The sequence below is a fragment of the Sphingomonas sp. CFBP 13706 genome (genome assembly GCF_014842355.1).
Lineage (GTDB): Bacteria > Pseudomonadota > Alphaproteobacteria > Sphingomonadales > Sphingomonadaceae > Sphingomonas > Sphingomonas aerolata.
This window is the reverse complement of sequence record NZ_JACYVM010000001.1, coordinates 1-19,249: the sequence shown is the minus strand read 5'-3', so window position 1 is coordinate 19,249 and position 19,249 is coordinate 1. Positions and strand designations below refer to the sequence as shown.

The following is a 19,249-nucleotide window of genomic DNA, read 5'->3' as shown; positions in this document are numbered from 1 at the left end:
GCGAACGCCGGATCGGATCATCTCCCGCCGGTGACTACCGCATCGTTCAGATCGGCCGCGACCGGGCCCGCAAGCACCGGAACCGGCGCGATCGGCAGCACATTGCCGATCGGCCCTGGCAAGGTCTTGACGGCGGCCGGCCTGATCCGCGCGTCGGTGGCAGGCGCCATTACGGGTGCAGCCGGGGCGGTGCCAGCGGGCTTCTGCGCACGGTCGATCGGCGCGAGCACCGGATCGAACGGCCCGAATGTCTTGGCCCGCACCACCCGCGTGTTCTGCGCCGGATCATAGGTCGGCACCGCCTGATCGATCGCCGCCGCCTGCAGTCGCCCGAGCGTGGCCAAAAGCCGCGCCTCTGCGGCATAGGCGCCATAGGTCGCGTTGACGAAGACGAGTTGCGCGGTCAGCAGGCGCTGTTCCGAATCCAGCACCTCGAAATTCGAGCGAAATCCTTCCGCGAAGCCGCGCTGAACCCCGGTGAGCGCCGACTCCGCTGCCTCGGTCGCGCGCTGCCCCGCCGCCATCTGTTCGCTACCCGCCACCGCCTGGTTCCAGGCGTTCTGGGCATTGGCGAGTGCGGCACGCCGCGCGGTCTCGACCTCGAACCCGAGTTGCTGGCGTTCGGCGACCGCGGCGCGGACGCGCGAGCCGATCACGCCGCCGGTCAACAGCGGCATCGTCACCGTGACCCCGCCGGTCGCCTGCGCACCAGCATCGCGCAGGCGGTAGGAATAGGGGCTTCCATAGCCATAGCTTCCCGACAGCGCGACGATCGGTGCACGTTCGGCGCGCTGCGCCGCGATCCGCGCGTCCCCCGCCTTGGTGGCGAGGATCGCCTGCCACAGGCTCGGGCTCTCCTTCTCCACCACGGCGAACGCGGCATCGAGCGAGCGCGGCAGGCCGGGCAGCGTCGGCGGCACGAGCAACGTCCCCGGATTACGCCCGACGACCGCCGCGAACCGCCCGCGGCTTGCCTGGAGATTGACCGTCGCCTGCGCCAGCTGCGCGCGGATGATCTCGCGCTGCGCCTCGGCCTGTGCGATGTCGGTGCGGGTCAGGTCGCCACCCCGTTCGCGTGCGATCGCCTGGGTCACCTGCCGCCCATAGGAGTCGAGCGAGCGCTGCTGGATCGCCACCAGCGCCTGGTCGCGCCGCACCGAGACGAACGCATCGACGACTTCGAGCAGTATCGCATTTTCCGCCTCGCGCAGGCGCTCTCGCCCGGCAAGCACGGTCGCCTCGGCCGCCGACACCTGCGCCGCGGTTCGCCCGCCGTTAAGCAGAATCTGCGATGCGGTCAGCGACGCCCCCAGGGTCCGCCCCCGCGCCGTATCGAAATCGCCGAGCAGCCCGCGCTGATCCTGCGACTGATATTGCAGCGTCATGTTGATGCCCGCGGTCAGCCGATACGCGGCCCCCGCCTGAACGATCTGCTCGTCGAGCGCGCGAAGCTGGGCGCGCTGTCCCTCGAGCGACGGATTGCTGCGATAGGCGTCGGCGATCGCCTGTCCCAGCGTTTCGGGCGCTGCGGTTGCTGCCTCCTGTGCCGTCTGCGCGAGCGCGGGCATGGCCGGCACCAGCAGCATGGCGACGGCGAGGCAGATCCTCTCAGCGTTCATGAAGCGACCGTGAAAAGGCCTCGGTCAACGGGTCGAGAAGATAGTCGAGCGCAGTCCGCGACCGCAGCTTGACGAGGACGGTAACCGGTACGCCCGCGCGGATCCCCGTATCGCGACCGCGCACCGCCTCGATCTTGGCGATCTGAGCGCGCGGCACGGTAATTTCCGCACTGAAATAGCTGCGACCGGTCTGCTCGTCGCGGAGCGAATCCGCGGAAACGGTGCGGACCGTGCCGAGCAGGATCGGCAGGTCGCGTTCGTGCAGCGACAGGAATTTCACCTCCGCCTCGCGCCCGGCAAACACCCCGTCGATGTCGCCCGGCGAGAAATTTGCGCGCACCACAAGCGGCGCGGCGTCGGGGACGATGTCGAGGATCGCCTGGCCCGGCTGGATCACGCCCCCCACGGAGAAGACGCGCAAGCCGACCACGCGGCCCGCCACCGGCGCACGGATGATCGTGCGAGCCAGCTGTTCGCGGGCCGCGGCCAGCTTGGGCAAGACCTCGTTCAACTGGAACTGCGTGTCGCGCAGCAAAGTCGCGCTTTCCTCGACATATTTGCGGCGGGTCTGAACGCCTTCCGCGCGGGTCTGGCCGATCTGCTCACGCGCGGCCGCCGAGCGTGAGACATAGTCGGCATCGGTCCCTTCGAGCTGCTGGATCGAGCGTTCGATCGCACGGACCGTGTTGCGCGACACATAGCCCTGGTCGGCAAGCGCCCGCGTGCTGTCGAGCTGCTGCCGGAGCGAGGCGCGCTGGCGGGCGGTCGCCTGCGCCTGCGCGTTGAAGCCGGTCGTCTGCTGCGCGACGGTCGCCTCCTGCTGGCGGAGGACCGCGCCATTGGCGGCGAGCGCGGCCGAGCGTGCCGACCGCTGCGCAAGCTGGAGCGACTTCGCCCGCTCGACGAGACGGAGGTCGTCGCCCTGCGCGGACGCGAAATCCGCGGGCCAGACGATCGCGCCGCCGCGAACGTCCGCTTCGAGCCGGGCCCGTTGCGCCTGGAGGTCGATGACGCTGGCGGCCAGCGCACGCTCGCTCGCGGTGACTTCGGCGCCTTCGAGCCGGAACAGGACGTCGCCTGCACGGACGTGCTGGCCGTCGCGCACCGCCATCGCCGCGACGATCCCGCCCTCGCGGTGCTGGACGGTCTGGCGATTGCCCGCGACGACCACCTGCCCCTCGCCTGCCGCCGCGGCATCGAGCCGCGCGAACGCCGCCCAACCGAGCCCCACGACGAAGAACAGGATCGCGACCAGCCCGCCGATCAGGATCGCATGCCGCGGGGAATCGTCGAGACGGAGGCGATCCGCGAGGCTTGGGCCGCCGGCGGCGGGGACCGGGCTGGCCAGTTCGGCGGGGATCATCGGGTGCCTCCGGTCGCGGCGACGGGCCCCGCGCTGGCCGGGCGCAACACCTTGGCGCGGTCGTCGAACAGCTGGATCGTGCCGTTACGCAGCACCATGATCTTGTCGACCGCCTGCAAAAGCCCGGTCCGATGCGTCGACACGATCACTGTCGCGCCACGCGCACGGAGGGTCGAGAGCGTCGTCACCAGCCGCGCTTCTCCATCGCTGTCGAGATGCGCGTTGGGCTCGTCGAGGAACAGGATCGTCGGCGTACCGAACAGCGCGCGCGCCAGCGCGACCGACTGGTTCTGCCCCGCCGACAGCCCCGACCCGTCCGCCATGCTCAGCATCGTCGCATAGCCATTGGGCAGGCCGAGGATCACCTCATGCGCACCCGCCGCCTGTGCCGCCTCGACCACCGCGGCGTCGAGCTGCTCGCTCTCACCCGCCAGCACCGACTGGAACCGTGAGATATTAGTGTGCACCGTGGTCGGGAACAGCGACGGGGATTGCGGCATGTAGCCGACGTACCGGCCGAGCTGTTCGCGGTTCCAGTCCGCGAGACTCGCATCGTCGATCCGCACCTCGCCCGCGTCCGGCGACAGCGCACCCGACAATACGCGCAGCAACGTCGACTTGCCCGCACCGCTCGGGCCGACCAGCGCGACGATCTCGCCGGGCGCGACGGCGAAACTTATGTCCGACAGCAAGGCGCGGTCGCTGCCTTCCGCGCGCACCGTGATACCGCGGACGTCGATCCGGCCGGTCGGCACGGGCAGCGTCGTCGCGTCGATCGCGGGCCCCGGCATCCGGCAGAACGCATCGAGATCGCGAAAGGCGTTGCGCGCGGCAGCGAGCGGCTTCATCGCCCCGAGGATCTGCTCGACCGGCTGAAGTGCCCGCCCCAGCAGCAGCGACGCCGCGAAGATGGCGCCGCCCGAAATATCCTGCCGGATCGCCAGCAGCGCGCCGAGCGCGAGCGCGAGGGACTGGAGCAGCAGGCGGAGGAACTTGGTGATCGCGAGAAACTGCCCCGACGTGCCGGCGAGCGCGGCCTGGCGGCGGACGAGCTCGGCGCGCTCCAGCAAGTGCCGGGTGATCAGCGCGTTGCGCATCCCCATCACCCGCGCGACCTCCGATCCGTGGATCGACACATCCTGTTCGCGCGTCGCGAGAACCGCCCGGGCCTGCGTGTCGCGCGCGGCCCCCGCGGTCACGCGGTCGCTGAGGATCGCGATCCCGCCGAGCAGCAGCGCACTCACCAGCGCAAGCACGCCGATCCAGACGTGAAGCAGGAACGCGATGCCGATATAGATCGGCGCCCAGGGCGCATCGAACAGCGCGATGATCGTCGGCCCGGTCAGGGTCCCGCGCACCGTGTCGAAATCGCGCATCGCCTGGCTGCGCTGGCCGGTCGTCGCGCCATCGGTGCCAAGGATCCGGAGCAGGATGCCAGGCGCCGCCTGACGCTCCAGCCGCATGCTGGCGCGCAACAGCAACCGCATGCGCACGGCGTCGAGGATCGCGAACACGACCAGCGCGAGCACCAGGATCAGCGTCAGCAGCAGCAACGTCATCCCGCCCCGCGTGGGCACGACGCGATCATACACCTGCAGCATGAAGATTGACGGCACGAGGTACAGGATGTTCACCAGCCCGGAGAACAGACCGGCGAAGACCAGATGCCGTCGACACCCCCGGACGGCACGCGCCAGTGCATTATGCCCATGGTCGGATGGTGCCGTTACGGGCGCTGGGGAGGACGTCGGCATCGCGTCGTCTTAGCCAGGAAGTTTAAACGAACGGTTTCTCAGGCTTCCCAAGGTCGATCTGCCGCTCGACGAACTCAACGATATCTGAAAGCGCGTGCGGTTTCGCTCCGTGCGACGCGAAGCGTCTGGCCCGAGACCGTCGCGACCGCGATGCTCGCGGCCAGCGCGACAGCATGAACCGGTCGTCGAACCCGGCGAGCCATTCTCCGCCGCCGTGGCATTCAAGACCGACCAGACCCAGTCCCGGCATCCGTTACTGTGGTCATCCTGCGTGTCGCAGGTGTAGTAGTGCCGGGCGCGCCGCTATGGCGTGCAGACACCCACTGAGAGATTACGCAGCGACATGGCCCGCAAGCATTCGAAACACGCCCCTTATGAGGAGCCCGATCGCGAAGACGAGGAAGGCCCGGCACCGGTCGCGCCGTGCTGGCTCTGCGGACGCGTACTCGGCAAGACCATCGTCTGGCATCATCCCGTGCCAAAGAGCCGGGGCGGTCGCGATGTCGTGCCGATGCATCCGATCTGCCAGCAGAGCTTGATGGCGAATTTCACCAATTCCGAACTGCAACGCCACGGCATGAATGTCGACGCGCTGCTCGCCGATCCCACGGTCCGGAAATTCGTGGATTGGGTCGCCAAAAAGGATCCTGATTTCACCGCGACGACGACAAAGAAGCAACGCTAACGAGCTACGCCTCGTGGACCGACCCAGAAAACGGTGTTCACGGCTTTTAAAACACGGCGCGCGTTCGCCTGCATCAATATAGACTTCGAATGCCGCAAGATTGACCGCGTTAAATACCGACCAGCGAGACTCATTGACGTAACAGACCCGGCTATTAAAAACCGGTCATGGCTATGGAGGGGGAGCAAGTGTCCGGCCTTGGCGAAAGGACAACGATCCTTCGCACGCTGGTCGAGACCTATACCCGGCCGCTCAGCCGGTACTTCACGCGGCGCGTCTCCGCGCCACACGACGTCCCCGACCTGGTCCAGGAGGTTTTCCTGCGGCTAAGTCGGCTGGAAGACCCGAACGGCATTCGCCAGCACGACAGCTTCATCTTCGTCACCGCGGCCAATGTCCTGAAGGATCAGGCGCGGCGCAATCAGGCGCGGGGCGCGGGATTGTCGGATCCGATCGACGATCTTTCGCTTGAAGGTTCGGATTTCGCGCCCGACCGCGTCTTGGCGAGTAAGTACATCGCGGACGCGTTGCGTCGTGCGCTTGCCGAACTGCCCGAACGGACACGTGACGTGTTCGTGCTCAGGATGCTGGAGGGATTGAAGATGGCCGATGTCGCGCATGCCATGGCGATCTCGACGCGCGCCGCCGAGAAGCACCAGGCGCGCGCGCTCGCGCATGTCGCGGAACGCCTGAAGGACTGGCATCGGTGAGCGATCCCGTGATGATCGAAGCCGCGGAATGGGCCGAACGGCTGGACCGCGACCCGAGTACCGCAATGCGTGCGCGGTTTAAAGACTGGCATGCGCGACCGGACCACGCTGCAGCCTGGGCGGTGATAGCCCAAGCACGGGCTGCGAGCGCGTCGCTGGCGGACCATCCCGACCTGCTGGCGTTGCGGCACGCGGCCGTGGCGCGCGCTGCGCTGCGCCGCGAGCCGCGACGGGTCGCGCCGTGGATACTGGCCGCTGCCGCCTGTGCCACGGTGGTCGCGCCGCTGGCGCTGTGGCGCTTCGCCGATGACGCGCCCGCCGTGAGGGTAGCCGAAACCCCCGTGTACCGCACGGCGACGGGCCAGCGCCTCATGGTCACGCTGTCCGACGGGTCGCGGCTGACTCTCGATACCGACACGCGGGTCCGGATGGCCTATACGCGCACCGAGGGTCGATTGGTGCTGGAACGCGGACAGGCCTTGTTCGAGGTCGCCAAGCACCAGACCCGGCCGTTCGTCGTCACTGCCGGCGCGCAGGCGGTGACCGCGCACGGCACCGCGTTCGACGTGCGGCTCGAGACCAGCACGGTGCGCGTAGCGCTGCTCGAAGGGCTGGTCAGCGTCGCCGGCAAGGGCGCGCACGGCAAGCCTGTCGCGATGGTGCCGGACGACGTCCTGACCGCATCGGCCAGCGGCGTGTCGGTTCGCCACATGCCCGGCAGCGCGCAGCGGCTGGCAAGCTGGAGCGAAGGGCGGCTCGTGTTCGAGGACGAGGCATTAAGTCAGGCCGTCGCCGAGATAAATCGCTACAGCGTGCAGCAGATCGCGATCGCCGACGCCGCTGCGGGCCGGGTCCGGATCAGCGGCGCGTTTCGGACGGGCGATGTCCAGCCGTTCCTCGACGCGCTCGAACTAGGCTTTCCCGTCAGCGTCGATCGCCACCCTAACGGCAGCATCACGATCGCGTCGAAAAAATAATCGACCCTAGGGCAAAACCCGGTTCGGGTTTTCCAACGTGCCGCGTCTTTAGTGTCAGATCGACCCCGGCAGAGGGATCGCACGAACAGGGAGGGTTGCATGACATCCACAGGCAGGGCCGTGCTGATACGCGGCGTGATGTTGACCGCATTGGCGCTCGGCGCAGGTGGGATCCCGATCGGCGTCACCGCGCAGGCCGCTATCGGCATCCGCATCGCGCGGCAGGACATGAGCACCGCGTTGCTCACCTTCTCGCGCCAGAGTGGCAGGCAGATCCTGTTCTCCCCCACACTCGTCCGCGGCAAGACCGCGCGCGCGGTGGCCGGCCGGATGGACGTCGGCGCGGCGCTGACGACGATCCTGAAAGGCTCCGGTCTCGGCCACCGGCTGACGCCGGGCGGGGCCTATCTGATCATCGACACGCATGCTCAGGCGGCCGAAGCCACGCCAGCGGCGGTTCAGGTCGCCCCGGCGCAGGCGGCAGCCGATCCGGCTGCGACGCAGGTGCCCGAGGAAACCGCCCCCGATATCGTCGTGATCGGCACGGCGGGCGCAGGCACCCGGCGCCAGGATGCGGCGTTCGCGGTCACCACGATCGACAGCAGCATGGCGCAGCGGCTCGGCACTGCCAGCACTGCCGAAGTCCTCCGCGCGGTGCCGGGGGTCAGCACCGAAAGCTCGGGCGGCAAGACCGGCGCCAACATTTTCGTGCGCGGCTATCCATCGGGTGGCGACGCGGAATATGTCACCTTCCAGACGCAGGGCGTGCCCTTCTTCCCGCCGCCGACGCTGTCGTTCCTCGAAAACACACAGCTGATCCGCATCGACGAGACGATCCAGCGCGTCGAAGCGGTGCGCGGCGGCACCGGCGCGCTGTTCTCGAACGGCCAGCCCGGGCTGACCGTCAACCTCGTCCAGCGCGAGGGCAAGCAAACGCCCGCCGGATTGCTGAAACTCAGCGGCACCGATTTCGGCGAGTTCCGCGTCGACAGCTATGTCTCGGGGCCGATCGACGGTAGCACCACCTATATGCTCGGCGGCTATTACTCGACCTCGCGCGGGATCCGCGACGCGCAGTTCGAGGCGGAACGCGGTGGTCAGATCACCGGCAATATCCGCCATGACTTCGACAAGGGCTCGATCTTGGTCTTCGGCCGCTATCTCGACGATCGCGGCCAGTGGCTGCTGCCCATCCCGGTCGTCCAGGACGGCGACAAGATCCGCGAATATCCCGGCTTCGATGCAGGCACCGGAACGCTCGTCGGGCGCGACACGCGGATCGGCGTGCGCAACGACGGCAGCCGGGTCGATCTGGCGGATGGCCGCAGCGCGAAGATCTACAATCTGGGCGGCAATTTCGATTACGAACTCGGCAGCGGCATCACGGTGCGCGATCGCGGCAGCTGGATGGAGGGCGATGCCGACACGATCGGTCTCGTCCCCGGCGGCGCTGCGCCGGTCACCGCCGCAGCCTATGCCGCCGGCCGGGGCGGAACGATCGGATCGCTCACCTTCGCGACCGGCGGTGCGGCAGCCTCGCCCAACCAGGCGGTCGTCGAGGCCGGGCTGTGGAGCGTCGAGAAGCACATCCAGGCCTTCGTCAACGATTTCGCGCTGGAATGGAAAACGGGCAGCAACACGTTGACCGGTGGCGTCTATTACACGCGGTACAAGTCGCGCGACCGGTGGAATCTCGGCAACAGCATGCTGCTCACCGCCGAACCCAATGCGCGGCGGCTGAACCTTACATTCGCGGATGGCCGGATCGTCACGCGCGACGGCTTCTCGGGCGGGTCGACGTTCAAGGTCAACGCGCGCTACACCGGCGAAGACGTCGCGGGCTATGCCGTGGACGAATTGCAGATCACCGACCAGCTGCGGATCGACGGCGGCATCCGGTGGCAGCATCACTCGGTCGACGGCACGCTCGAAAACCTCGCGGCGACGGTCCCGGCGGCGGGTACGGACGGCAATCCGCTGACGCTCTACGACAATGGCGATGCGCAGCTGAACGGCACCTTCCGCACGATCCGCTATCGCGGCGATGCCTGGTCGTGGACCGGCGGCGTCAATTACGACCTGACCCGGCAGATCGGTGCGTTCGTCCGCTACAGCCGCGGCAACAGCTTTCCGTTCTTCGACAATCTGCGCGACGGGATCGACGTCGCACCGCAGGTCGACAGCTATGAAGGCGGCGTGAAGGTCTCGACCGGTATCGCCAACCTGTACGCGACGCTGTTCCACAACACGTTCGACGGCCTTGCGACGACGGTCATCACCAGCGGCGCCCCGATCGCGTCGGTCGGTGGCGCCAAGGCGACCGGCGTCGAGTTCGAGGGGCAGTTGCGGCCGTTCGGCGGCTTCACGCTCAGCGGCTCGGCGACCTATCTCGACGCCAGCTACCGCGACTTCTTCACCGATGGCGGCCGGACCGATCTCACCGGCAATCGGGTTCAGCGCCAGCCGAAATGGCAGTGGCGCGTGACCCCCGCCTATGATCTCGAGCTCGGCGGCGATGCGAAGGCGGGAGTCTATGCGACGATCGGCTATATCGGCGACCGCTTCTCCGACGTCCAGAACGCGCAGGTGCTGCCGAGCTTTTACAAGCTCGACGCAGGCATCACTCTCGATCTGAACCGGCAGGTGCAGTTCCAGGTCATCGGTGACAATCTGACCGACGAAATCGGGCTGACCGAGGGCAATCCGCGCACGCTCGGATCGCAGGGCAGCGGCACGATTCTCGCACGGCCGATCGTCGGTCGCTCGATCCGCTTCGCCGCCGCGTTCAAGTTCTGACACAGGCCAGGGTGATCGATCCCGCCACGTGGGGGGATCGATCACCCTGGCAAAATGGTTGCGATCTTCATGAAAACCCTTTGCCGTTTTGCCGCCCTGGCCTCGGTCGCCGCGATGGCGCCTGCCCAGACCGCTCCGTCCCGACCGGCCGCCTCTCCCGCACCCTCTGCCGCGAAGGCTCAGTCGCCCGCCGATATCTATGGCCCGCTGTTCCAGGCCGTGCAGCAGGGTCACGTCTTCGCGGACGGCAAGACGTTCGTCGATGCCGTCCCCAAGCGCGCGGCCGCGGCGATCATGGCGGACTATGCGCGGACCAGACCCGCCGGCCCGGCGCTGAAGGCGTTCGTGCTCGCCAATTTCGTGGTGCCCGGCGAGAACGACCGGGGCTCGGGCGATCTCAGGTCGCATGTCCGGGCCTTGTGGCCACAACTCGTCCGTCAGCCGGTCGCCCCCGTCGCAGGCAGCTCCGCCCTGCCGCTGCCGGCGCCCTATGTCGTGCCGGGCGGGCGCTTCCGCGAAATCTATTACTGGGACAGCTATTTCACGATGCTCGGGCTGAAGGTCGACGGCCAGCAGCCGCTCGTCGAATCGATGCTCGACGATTTCACCAGCCTGATCGAGCGCTACGGGCATATCCCGAACGGGACGCGGACTTATTATCTCAGCCGGTCGCAGCCGCCTTATTACGCGCCGATGCTCGATCTCTCGACCAACACCGATCCCGCTGTCGCAAAGCGTCGTCTGGCGGCACTGCGCGCCGAGCACGCCTTCTGGATGAAGGGCGGGACCTGCCTCGACGACAAGCCGGCCTGTCTCCGCGTCGTGCGGATGCCCGACGGCAGCGTGCTCAACCGCTATTATGACGACCGCGATACGCCGCGTGACGAATCCTACGCCGAGGACGTCGAGACCGCGGCCAGGGCAGCACCCCGCGCCGCCGCCGATACGCAGCGCAACCTGCGCGCGGGCGCCGAGAGCGGTTGGGACTTCAGCTCGCGCTGGCTCCGCGATCCGCGGTCGCTCGCCACAATCCACACCACCGACATCGTGCCCGTCGATCTCAACAGCCTGATCTGGGCGATGGAACGCCGCATCGCCGCGCGCTGCCAGACCGCCGGCGACACCCCCTGCGTGACCGAATTCACGACCCTGGCGACCAAGCGCAAGACCGCGATCGACCGCTATCTCTGGCAGGTGGCGACCGCGCGCTATGCCGACTGGGACCTGTCGACGCGCATGCCAACGACCAGCATCAATGCGGCGATGCTGCACCCGCTGTTCGTCGGGCTTGCGTCGCCGGCGCAGGCGAAGGCCGTCGCCGCGACGGTGCGCAAATCGCTGGTGGCCGAGGGCGGCCTGCGCACGACGACGCTCAATACCGGGCAGCAATGGGACGAACCCAATGGCTGGGCACCGCTACAATGGGTCGCGATCGCAGGGCTCGAGCGAAACGGCGAACCGGCGTTGGCCAAAGACATCGCCAGACGCTGGCTCGGAACGGTCGGCGCGGCCTATGCCGATACCGGCAAGATGCTCGAAAAGTATAATATCGAACAGCGCATACCGGGCGGAGGCGGCGAATATCCGGTGCAGGACGGGTTCGGCTGGACCAACGGCGTGACTAGCGCGATCCTCGATCGCTTCCCGGACCTGGCCCAGCCGTCGACCAGTGTTCGCAAATAGGATCTCGGCAATAGGATCATTCTTGTCATCGGCCGCCTTTGACGCGACCTGTCGGCTTTGCAGGAGATGACATTGGGTATCGAGCAGTTCACCGGCGACGCAGCGATCACGGAGTCGGACGCCTTGATCGTCGTCGACCCGCAGATCGACTTCTGCCCCGGCGGCCGGCTGGCGGTTGCGGGCGGGAACGAGATCATGGCCGGGATCGAACGGCTCGCTCCGCGATTCCGGCATGTCGTTTTAACGCAGGACTGGCATCCGGCCGGGCACCTGTCCTTCTCGAGCAGCCACCCTGGTCGGCAGCCGTTCGATACCGTGCCGATGCCATATGGCGAGCAGGTTCTTTGGCCCGATCACTGCGTCCAGGGAACCGCCAGTGCCGAGTTCCATCCCGACGTGCAGGGCACCATCCGCCGCGCTCACGTCATCGTTCGTAAGGGGTATAATCCGGACATTGATTCCTATTCGGCCTTTTTCGAGAACGACAAGACGACGAGAACCGGGCTGGCCGGGTATTTGCGGGACAAGCAGGTTCGGCGGTGCGTGTTCGTTGGGTTGGCCTATGATTTCTGCGTCGCCTGGTCGGCACTCGATGCGCGGCGCGAGGGCTTCGACGCGTCTATCCTGACGGACTACACCCGAGCGATCGCAATGCCGGTCGGCGACGGAACGACGGTAGACGTGGCGGAAGCGCAGTTCCGCGCAGCCGGCGTCCGGTTGATATAGACTGCCAAGATGGCGCGGAAGGACGCGCACTTGTCGACGCCGCGAACGCACCCTGCCCTTTCCGTGCCTGATATTATCGGCGGGCACCCTTTGGTCGGCCGAGCGCGACGACGATACCAGCGCCGACAACACCGAGCATCACAACCGCGGGGTGAAGCTTTTGCACCTGCAGCACGCTACTCGACGTGCGCGCGCGGACATGCTGGGTCCCGCGCAGCGCATCGGTCCGCGGATCATAGAGATTGTCGCGGCGTGCCGGATCACCGGGATCCCCGGGCTTCTGCTGCGCGAACGTGCCGACCAGTTCCATGATCCGGTCGCTCAACCGCGGCGCGGTGCGCGAGAGAAGCGAGGCGAGCAGCCCCCCGCCCCCCGCATACAGCGTCCGCCGCGGCGTCTCGCACGCGAACAGCACCGCGTCGGCGACGACCGAGGGGGTGTAGAGCGGCGGTGGCAGGCGCGGTGGCTGATCCATGAAATTGCGCGCATGTTCGGGGAATGGCGTGTCGATCGCGCCGGGCTTGATCAGCGTGACCGAGATGCCGGCCCCCTCCTGCTCGAGCTCCATCCGCAACGTGTCCGTCAGCGCCTGCACCGCATGCTTGGTCGCGCCATAGGGCCCCTGCTCGACGATCGCGCGGTCGCTAAGGATCGAGCCGATATTTACGATCGCGCCGCCTCGCCCGCGCAGATGGCGGGCCGCGACCAGCGATCCGTGCAGCATGCCGAAATAGTTGACGTCGAACACGCGCCGGTGATCGGCGATCGGCACCTGATCGAGTGTGCCGTACGTGCCTGTCGCGGCATTGTTGACCCAGCTGTCGAAGCCGCCGAACGCCGCGACTGCAACGGCGGTGACACGCTCGACCGCAGCCATGTCGCTGACGTCGGCAGCGCACACCGCGATGCGTCCGCCATCGGCCGACAGACGGGCGCGGAGGGCCTCGAGCGCGGTTTCGTTCCGCGCGGTCGCTACGACGGCGGCCCCGCGGCGCACGGCAGCCTCGACGGTCGCGAGCCCGTTGCCGCTGGTAGCGCCAGTGACAACGATGACCTGGTCGCGAAGGGGTTTCAGCGTGATGGCCATGGCGATCAGCGCCCCAGCGGCGACTGGGCGTAACCGGCGAGCAGGGCCGCGACATCGTCATAGATCGCGACCGCGCCCGCGGCATTCAGCCGCTCGTCACTGAACTTGCCCGATCGGACACCAACCGCGGCGATCCCGCATTTGGCCGCTGCCTCGATGTCATAGGGCGTATCGCCGACGACGATCACCTCTGCAGGATCGATCCCCGGCAGCGCCTTCAGCGCGGTGGCGAAAATGTCCGGGGCGGGTTTGGTCCGCTCGACGTCGTCGCTGCTCGTCGTCGCGCCGATCAGATCGCGCGCCTCGAGCAGCGCGATGTAATGATCGAGCTCCGATCCCGACGCCGACGAGGCGAGCACGACCTGCTGCCCAAGACCATGCGCGTGCGCCAGCAGATCATGCGCGCGCGCGAACGGCTTGGCAGTCTCGAGATATTTTGCCTTGAAGATCTCGCCGTGCGTATCGCCGAGTTTCTCCTGCTCCTCCGCGTCGGCACCGGGCAACAGGGTGGGCACGAGCATGTCGGTCCCCTTGCCGATCTGATCGTGGATTACCTGCCGGTCGAAGGACGCCCCGACGCCTGCAAAGGCCTCCTCCCAGGCTAGCACATGCATGTCATTGGTATCGACCAGCGTGCCGTCGATGTCGAAGAGGATGGCCTTGATCTGCATATCTAACTCCCGAATCGAAGTCGCGTTTGCCAGCCGGCATGCCAGCGTCGCGCCGGTGCGCCGGTGAGCGTCGGCGAAGGTTGCTGACATTCCAACGGTCCGCTGTCCGAATTGGCCCCGGCGACGGCAAGCATGGCGGGGCGCGCATCCTCTGCGAAACGGTTGAAGGTGTGATTTTTCGCCGGCGAGAAGCCCAACCTGACGGCCATTTTCGGCAGTTTGCCAATGATCCCCGGCGTTTAGCCACACTGATGAGGATCAATACGAAATATTCCCGACGAATATTCAAGATCGTCAGGAACGATGAGGACATCCAGATCGCTATGTCTCCATCAATATCCGGGGCCTGACGCGTGGCTTGACGGTAGGACACATGAGGCGATGACGCCGCCCGGCGATCTCGTTGTTGTTTCTGCTTAATATGCTTCGTCAAGATGGCCTGATGACTGATGATTTCTTAAGGCGAATTGTAATTTCGAAAGTACAGCACGCCACTTACAAGACGGAGACTTTCTGATGCGCGCACTGGTTTGGCATGGAAAAGGTGATGTTCGGGTCGATACTGTCGCGGACCCAGAGATCAAGCATCCGCGCGACGCGATCATCAAGGTATCGTCGTGCGCGATCTGCGGTTCCGATCTTCATCTGCTCGATGGCTATCAGCCGACGATGCAGGCCGGGGACATTCTTGGCCATGAGAATATGGGCGTCGTCGTCGCACTCGGCTCCGAGGTCACCAACCTGAAGATCGGCGACCGCGTCGTCGTGCCGTTCACGATCAGCTGCGGGGACTGCTTCTTCTGCCGCAAGGGCCTGTTCTCGGCGTGCGAGCGTACCAACCCGAATGCCGAAATGGCGATCAAGGCGATGGGCCATTCGCCTGCCGGCCTATTTGGCTTCAGCCATATGCTCGGCGGCTATTGCGGTGGCCAGGCAGAGTATCTGCGCGTGCCGATGGCCGATATCGGCCCGATCAAGGTGCCCGACAACGTCACCGACGATCAGGCGCTGTTCCTCTCCGATATCTTCCCGACGGGCTATATGGCCGCCGAGAATGCGAACATCGAAGAAGGCGACACCGTGGCGATCTGGGGCTGCGGTCCGGTCGGCCAGTTCGCGATCCGATCGGCGCTGATGCTCGGCGCAGGCCGCGTGATCGCGATCGACGAGGTGCCCGAGCGTCTGGCGATGGCCGAGGCCGGCGGTGCGGAGACGATCAACTTCGCCGAGGTCGACAGCGTCTATGACGAACTCCAGTTCCGCACCAAGGGCCGCGGCCCGGACAGCTGCATCGACGCCGTCGGTGCAGAGGCTTCGGGTCATGGCGCGATGGATGCCGTGATCGACAAGGTGAAGGCGGCGACGTTCCTCGCTACCGACCGCGTGCATGTCCTGCGCGAGGCGATCATGAGCTGCCGGATGGGTGGCACGGTCTCGATCCCCGGCGTCTATGTCGGGATGGGGGACAAGATCCCGATCGGCGCGATGATGAACAAGGGGCTGACGATCAAGACCGGCCAGACGCATGTCCAGGCTTACACGAAGCCGCTGCTGGCGCGCATCGAAGCCGGCGACATCGACCCGAGCTTTGTCGTGACGCACCCGGCGAGCCTCGAGGATGCGCCCGAAATGTATCAGAAGTTCCGCGACAAGCAGGACGGCGTCATCAAGGTCGTGCTGCGGCCGTAACCCTGCCCCACCCCGGTCCGCTCGGCATGCCGATCGGGGTGGCCGCTTCCTATCCACGACCGTCACGAGGAGTTTCCATGAGCGACAAGGTTCATACCCCCGTCCCGGGCAATCCCGCGAGCAAGGGCGCGCCGGATGGCGTCTCGGAGTCGCCTCGCAGCGATACCGACGGCCGCGTTCACGGTCGCAGCGACGGCGGTGAGAGCGCGGGCGGCGCCTATCCCAACCCGCACGAAGGCAAGATCGACGCCGATACCAGCCCCGCGTCGCAGGGCGGCCAGACGGACATCGCCTATCATGGCGGCGGTCAGGCGGGTGAAGACGGGGGCAGCGCCGGCAACGCCGTCGCCGGCTCCAGCGGCGGCGGCGGCACGACGATCGCGGCCGACCCCGATGCCGATCGGACCCCGCACTCGATCGCGGCCGAGCATGGCACGATCAAGGTCGTCGAGACGTCCGGTATCGCCGAGGCCGAGGCGACGGGCAAGGTCGGCACCGATGCACGCTATGAGCACGAACAGGCAAAGCCCGGCGCCGGCTGACGCCAGGACGGCACGCTACCCCCTTATTCAACGTCAACCACGCCACCGGACATTTCGTCTGGTGGTCCAGCAAGGACCATCCCATGTCTGCACCTGAAGATCTGAAAGACATCTACACCGACGAGCTGAAGGACCTGTGGTCGGCGAACGACCAGATGAAGAAGGTCCTGAAGAAGATCACGTCGAAGGCCAGCGATGCCGCGCTGAAGGACATGCTGACCAAGTCGCAGGCGGATATCGAGAAGCATACCGATCTCCTCAAGGAGCTGATCGCGTCGAACGACGAGAAGGTCTCAAAGGAGCATTGCAAGGGCATGGAAGGGCTGGTTGCCGAAGCCACCAAGCATGTCGTCGAAGAGGGTCCGTCAAAGGGTCCGCTGCTCGATGTCATGATCATCGCCCAATATCAGCGGATGACGCATTACGGGATCGCCGGTTTCGGCACGGCCGCAGCCTATGCCAAGGCGCTGGGTCTCAAGAATGATCACAAGGCGCTGAACGCGGCCACCAAGGACATTTACGGTGGCGACGAATATATGACGAAGCTCGCCGAGACGAGCGTCAACATCGACGCGGAAGACGCCTGAAACGATCGCCCGCCGGCTCACCCCGGCGGGCGATGTCCTGCCCCGTAGACGACGGACGCGACAGTCATGACCACCTACCCCTTGAGCGAGCCGGCCCGGATCTTCGCTGACGCATCGTCCGCCGGCGCGACACCGACGGAAGTCGGACGCGGAACGCTCGAGGCGTGCGTCGATATCGTCGCTGGCCTGTCGGAGGCGCGGCAGCGTTCCGTCGCCATCCATATGGACGCTCTCGACCTCCGCTTCGATGCGCGGGAGATCGGCGAACTCCTCCACTATCTCCGCACGGAAAAACCAGGTCTTTCAAACGCGGAAATCACCGAGATCAAGGTCGCCGACCAGTAGCGACAAAGGCGCTCGCGGCGTTCCGCGATTGCCTGTACGCCCCGCGTCTTCCGGATCACACGGACTACGCCGTAGCCCGGCGGGGGCAACCGCGGTGACATTGACCGTCGCTATCATTTGCGACCATCATCACCACATGATCATCTCGCAGGCCGATGCGCGCCGCATTGCCCTTGCAGCCCAGGGGTTCGACCGTCCACTGCCGTCTCGGGTCACGGCGGCGCATGTCCGCAAGGTCGCCGATCGGACGGGCCTTTTCCAGATCGACAGCGTCAACGTGCTGGCCCGTGCGCATTACCTGCCACTGTTTTCCCGGCTTGGCGGCTACGACCGGGCGCTGCTCGAGCGCGCCGCCTGGGGCCCGAAGCCGCATCGCCGGTTCTTCGAATATTGGGCGCATGAGGCGTCGCTGCTGCCGCTCGAGCTTCATCCGCTGCTGCGATGGCGGATGGCCCGCGCTGAACGAGGCGAGATCGGCTACGCCGCGCTTCGCCGCTTTGCGACAGAGCATCGCAGCGAAGCCGACGCCGTGCTGGCGCGCATCGCAGCCGAGGGCCCCCTGACCGCCGCCGATTTCGAAAACGGGACGAGCCGCAGCGGCTGGTGGGAATGGAGCGACGTCAAACACGCGCTAGAATGGCTGTTCTGGTCGGGCCGGATCACGACGGCGACGCGGCGCGGCAGTTTCGCGCGGGTCTATGACCTGCCCGAGCGGGTGCTGCCCCCTGCCGTGCTCGCCATGCCCACGCCGAGCGTTGCCGAGGCGCAGCGGGCGCTGATCGAGCGGAGCGCCCGCGCGCTCGGCATCGCGACCGCTGCCGAGTTGCGTGATTATTTCCGGCTGAAGCCCGTCGAGGCGGATCATGCCATTGCCGATCTGGTCGAGGATCAGGTGTTGGTGCCCGTCCGCGTGGACGGCTGCAGCCAGAAGGTCTGGCTCCACCGCGACGCCGCGGTGCCCCGCCGGGTGCGCGGGGCGGCCTTGCTGGCACCCTTCGATCCGCTGATCTGGGAACGCGGCCGCACCGAACGCCTGTTCGGCTTCCGGTACCGTATCGAGATCTATGTGCCGCAGGCGCAACGCACCCACGGCTATTATGTGCTGCCCTTCCTGATGGACGAGGCGTTGGTCGCGCGGGTCGATCTCAAGGCGGACCGGCAAGCGGGCGCGCTGCTGGCGAAGCGCATAACGTTCGAACCGGGGGCGCCCGACGACACGCTGCCGCGCCTGCAGGTCGAGTTGGAGCGGATGGCGCAATGGCTCGGCCTGTCTGACGTTCGTGTCGGCGACATCATCCGCCCCGCGTGATGCGCGATGCCGCGATCGCAGGATTGCCGCCAAAGGTCAGTGGCCGATCGATCAGAATGTCACGACCACACTGACGGTATCCTGGTAGCTTCCCGCCGTTGGCGTGACCTGCGCCTGATTGATCCTGGCGACATAGGGATAGGTTCTGACCGGGGTCAGGCTGCCCGTTCCGGGGCTTGCGCCGGTAAGCGGGTTGGCTTCGTTCCAGACGGTGACGCCATCCGCATGATAGATCTGATACTGCAACGTCGCGCCCGCGCCGCTGGTCATCTGCCGCCACGCCGCGCCCGTGCCGGCGCCGCCGGGTGTGAAACCGATCCGGTAGACGGCGTCGCGGGTGCAATCGATCTGGACGGCCGAGGTCACCGGCCCGAACTGCGTAACGAGCGCCGCACTGCCGAAGGACAGGTCGGGCGCGGTGATCTTGCAGTCGTTGCCGACCACCAGCGTCACCTGAAGCGTTACGACGACCTTCCCGCTATCATAGCCCGTACAGACGACACCGAGCACATTCACCCCGTTGCAGACGCTATAGTCCCATTGCACCGTCAGTGTGTCGCTATACGTCCCGGCGGCCACATTGGGAGCCGCCGTCAAACGCGCGAACAACGGCGTCGTGAAACTGCTTCCACCGCCCTGCACCGCCAACAGGCTGCCGCTCATATAGTTGACGGTCGACCCTTGCGTGAACGGCGTGGTGCCGCTG

At 66.6% G+C, this 19,249-nt stretch carries 17 protein-coding genes; 11 read left to right on the top strand and 6 right to left on the bottom strand.

Annotation, left to right across the window (positions count from 1 at the left end; translation table 11 throughout):
- Positions 1-17: 17 nt before the first annotated feature.
- From IFS44_RS00085 to IFS44_RS00075, 3 genes are read right to left on the bottom strand one after another with little or no spacing between them, the layout of a single operon-like run.
- A complete protein-coding gene (locus tag IFS44_RS00085; RefSeq protein WP_192097025.1) occupies positions 18-1,619 on the bottom strand; it encodes a TolC family outer membrane protein in 1,602 nt (533 codons plus the stop codon).
- Positions 1,609-2,982, bottom strand: a complete 1,374-nt coding sequence (locus IFS44_RS00080; protein ID WP_192097024.1) for an HlyD family type I secretion periplasmic adaptor subunit — start codon at positions 2,980-2,982, stop codon at positions 1,609-1,611. The genes IFS44_RS00085 and IFS44_RS00080 overlap by 11 nt, the downstream gene beginning before the upstream one ends.
- Positions 2,979-4,736, bottom strand: a complete 1,758-nt coding sequence (locus IFS44_RS00075) for a type I secretion system permease/ATPase (RefSeq protein ID WP_192097023.1) — start codon at positions 4,734-4,736, stop codon at positions 2,979-2,981. Before IFS44_RS00075 ends, IFS44_RS00080 begins: the two co-directional genes overlap by 4 nt.
- A gap of 343 nt (positions 4,737-5,079) precedes the next feature.
- On the opposite strand from IFS44_RS00075, the gene IFS44_RS00070 reads away from it, so the two are divergent.
- The 6 genes from IFS44_RS00070 (at position 5,080) to IFS44_RS00045 (ending at position 12,313) form a co-directional block, all read left to right on the top strand.
- Positions 5,080-5,421 carry a hypothetical protein gene (locus IFS44_RS00070; RefSeq protein WP_192097022.1) on the top strand — a complete coding sequence of 114 codons (342 nt, stop codon included), beginning with the start codon at positions 5,080-5,082 and terminating at the stop codon, positions 5,419-5,421.
- Between the two features lie 188 nt (positions 5,422-5,609).
- Positions 5,610-6,131 (top strand): RNA polymerase sigma factor, encoded by a 522-nt coding sequence (locus IFS44_RS00065; protein WP_235188309.1) that lies wholly within the window; start codon positions 5,610-5,612, stop codon positions 6,129-6,131.
- On the top strand, positions 6,128-7,108 hold the full coding sequence (locus IFS44_RS22040; protein WP_192097021.1) for a FecR domain-containing protein: 981 nt from the start codon (positions 6,128-6,130) through the stop codon (positions 7,106-7,108). The genes IFS44_RS00065 and IFS44_RS22040 overlap by 4 nt, the downstream gene beginning before the upstream one ends.
- 99 nt (positions 7,109-7,207) lie before the next feature.
- Positions 7,208-9,904, top strand: coding sequence for a TonB-dependent receptor (locus tag IFS44_RS00055; protein WP_244649777.1), 2,697 nt, complete (start codon positions 7,208-7,210; stop codon positions 9,902-9,904).
- A gap of 54 nt (positions 9,905-9,958) precedes the next feature.
- The gene (gene treF / locus IFS44_RS00050; RefSeq protein WP_244649775.1) at positions 9,959-11,587 is read left to right on the top strand and encodes an alpha,alpha-trehalase TreF; all 1,629 of its coding nucleotides are present in this window, start codon (positions 9,959-9,961) and stop codon (positions 11,585-11,587) included.
- A gap of 66 nt (positions 11,588-11,653) precedes the next feature.
- A complete protein-coding gene (locus IFS44_RS00045) occupies positions 11,654-12,313 on the top strand; it encodes a nicotinamidase (RefSeq protein WP_192097020.1) in 660 nt (219 codons plus the stop codon).
- A gap of 73 nt (positions 12,314-12,386) precedes the next feature.
- On the opposite strand, the gene IFS44_RS00040 is transcribed toward IFS44_RS00045, so the two are convergent.
- Positions 12,387-13,400, bottom strand: a complete 1,014-nt coding sequence (locus tag IFS44_RS00040) for an SDR family oxidoreductase (protein WP_192097019.1) — start codon at positions 13,398-13,400, stop codon at positions 12,387-12,389.
- A gap of 5 nt (positions 13,401-13,405) precedes the next feature.
- Entirely contained in the window at positions 13,406-14,071 is a 666-nt protein-coding gene (locus IFS44_RS00035; RefSeq protein WP_192097018.1) for an HAD family hydrolase, read from the bottom strand.
- A 516-nt stretch (positions 14,072-14,587) separates the two neighbouring features.
- Between IFS44_RS00035 and IFS44_RS00030 the strand changes: the two genes are divergently transcribed.
- The 5 genes from IFS44_RS00030 (at position 14,588) to IFS44_RS00010 (ending at position 18,543) form a co-directional block, all read left to right on the top strand.
- On the top strand, positions 14,588-15,760 hold the full coding sequence (locus tag IFS44_RS00030; protein WP_031395504.1) for a zinc-dependent alcohol dehydrogenase: 1,173 nt from the start codon (positions 14,588-14,590) through the stop codon (positions 15,758-15,760).
- 77 nt (positions 15,761-15,837) lie between these two features.
- A complete protein-coding gene (locus IFS44_RS00025; protein WP_107933969.1) occupies positions 15,838-16,302 on the top strand; it encodes a hypothetical protein in 465 nt (154 codons plus the stop codon).
- 83 nt (positions 16,303-16,385) lie between these two features.
- Positions 16,386-16,889: a ferritin-like domain-containing protein gene (locus IFS44_RS00020; RefSeq protein WP_056677099.1), complete on the top strand. Its 504-nt coding sequence runs from the start codon at positions 16,386-16,388 to the stop codon at positions 16,887-16,889.
- Between the two features lie 66 nt (positions 16,890-16,955).
- A complete protein-coding gene (locus IFS44_RS00015; protein ID WP_056677111.1) occupies positions 16,956-17,234 on the top strand; it encodes a hypothetical protein in 279 nt (92 codons plus the stop codon).
- Positions 17,235-17,370: 136 nt separating this feature from the next.
- Entirely contained in the window at positions 17,371-18,543 is a 1,173-nt protein-coding gene (locus IFS44_RS00010; RefSeq protein WP_107933972.1) for a winged helix-turn-helix domain-containing protein, read from the top strand.
- A gap of 51 nt (positions 18,544-18,594) precedes the next feature.
- Here IFS44_RS00010 and IFS44_RS00005 read toward each other — a convergent pair.
- Positions 18,595-19,249: Csu type fimbrial protein (locus IFS44_RS00005; RefSeq protein WP_192097017.1), on the bottom strand; the 655-nt coding region annotated here is incomplete at its 5' end.

Excerpts from the sequence above, each read along its gene's own strand:
- IFS44_RS00085 (WP_192097025.1), bottom strand. The coding sequence starts at position 1,619 with ATGAACGCTGAGAGGATCTGCCTCGCCGTCGCCATGCTGCTGGTGCCG.
- IFS44_RS00080 (WP_192097024.1), bottom strand. The coding sequence starts at position 2,982 with ATGATCCCCGCCGAACTGGCCAGCCCGGTCCCCGCCGCCGGCGGCCCA.
- IFS44_RS00075 (WP_192097023.1), bottom strand. The coding sequence starts at position 4,736 with ATGCCGACGTCCTCCCCAGCGCCCGTAACGGCACCATCCGACCATGGG.
- IFS44_RS00070 (WP_192097022.1), top strand. The coding sequence starts at position 5,080 with ATGGCCCGCAAGCATTCGAAACACGCCCCTTATGAGGAGCCCGATCGC.
- IFS44_RS00055 (WP_244649777.1), top strand. The coding sequence starts at position 7,208 with ATGACATCCACAGGCAGGGCCGTGCTGATACGCGGCGTGATGTTGACC.
- treF (WP_244649775.1), top strand. The coding sequence starts at position 9,959 with ATGGTTGCGATCTTCATGAAAACCCTTTGCCGTTTTGCCGCCCTGGCC.
- IFS44_RS00045 (WP_192097020.1), top strand. The coding sequence starts at position 11,654 with ATGACATTGGGTATCGAGCAGTTCACCGGCGACGCAGCGATCACGGAG.
- IFS44_RS00040 (WP_192097019.1), bottom strand. The coding sequence starts at position 13,400 with ATGGCCATCACGCTGAAACCCCTTCGCGACCAGGTCATCGTTGTCACT.
- IFS44_RS00035 (WP_192097018.1), bottom strand. The coding sequence starts at position 14,071 with ATGCAGATCAAGGCCATCCTCTTCGACATCGACGGCACGCTGGTCGAT.
- IFS44_RS00030 (WP_031395504.1), top strand. The coding sequence starts at position 14,588 with ATGCGCGCACTGGTTTGGCATGGAAAAGGTGATGTTCGGGTCGATACT.
- IFS44_RS00025 (WP_107933969.1), top strand. The coding sequence starts at position 15,838 with ATGAGCGACAAGGTTCATACCCCCGTCCCGGGCAATCCCGCGAGCAAG.
- IFS44_RS00020 (WP_056677099.1), top strand. The coding sequence starts at position 16,386 with ATGTCTGCACCTGAAGATCTGAAAGACATCTACACCGACGAGCTGAAG.
- IFS44_RS00015 (WP_056677111.1), top strand. The coding sequence starts at position 16,956 with ATGACCACCTACCCCTTGAGCGAGCCGGCCCGGATCTTCGCTGACGCA.
- IFS44_RS00010 (WP_107933972.1), top strand. The coding sequence starts at position 17,371 with ATGATCATCTCGCAGGCCGATGCGCGCCGCATTGCCCTTGCAGCCCAG.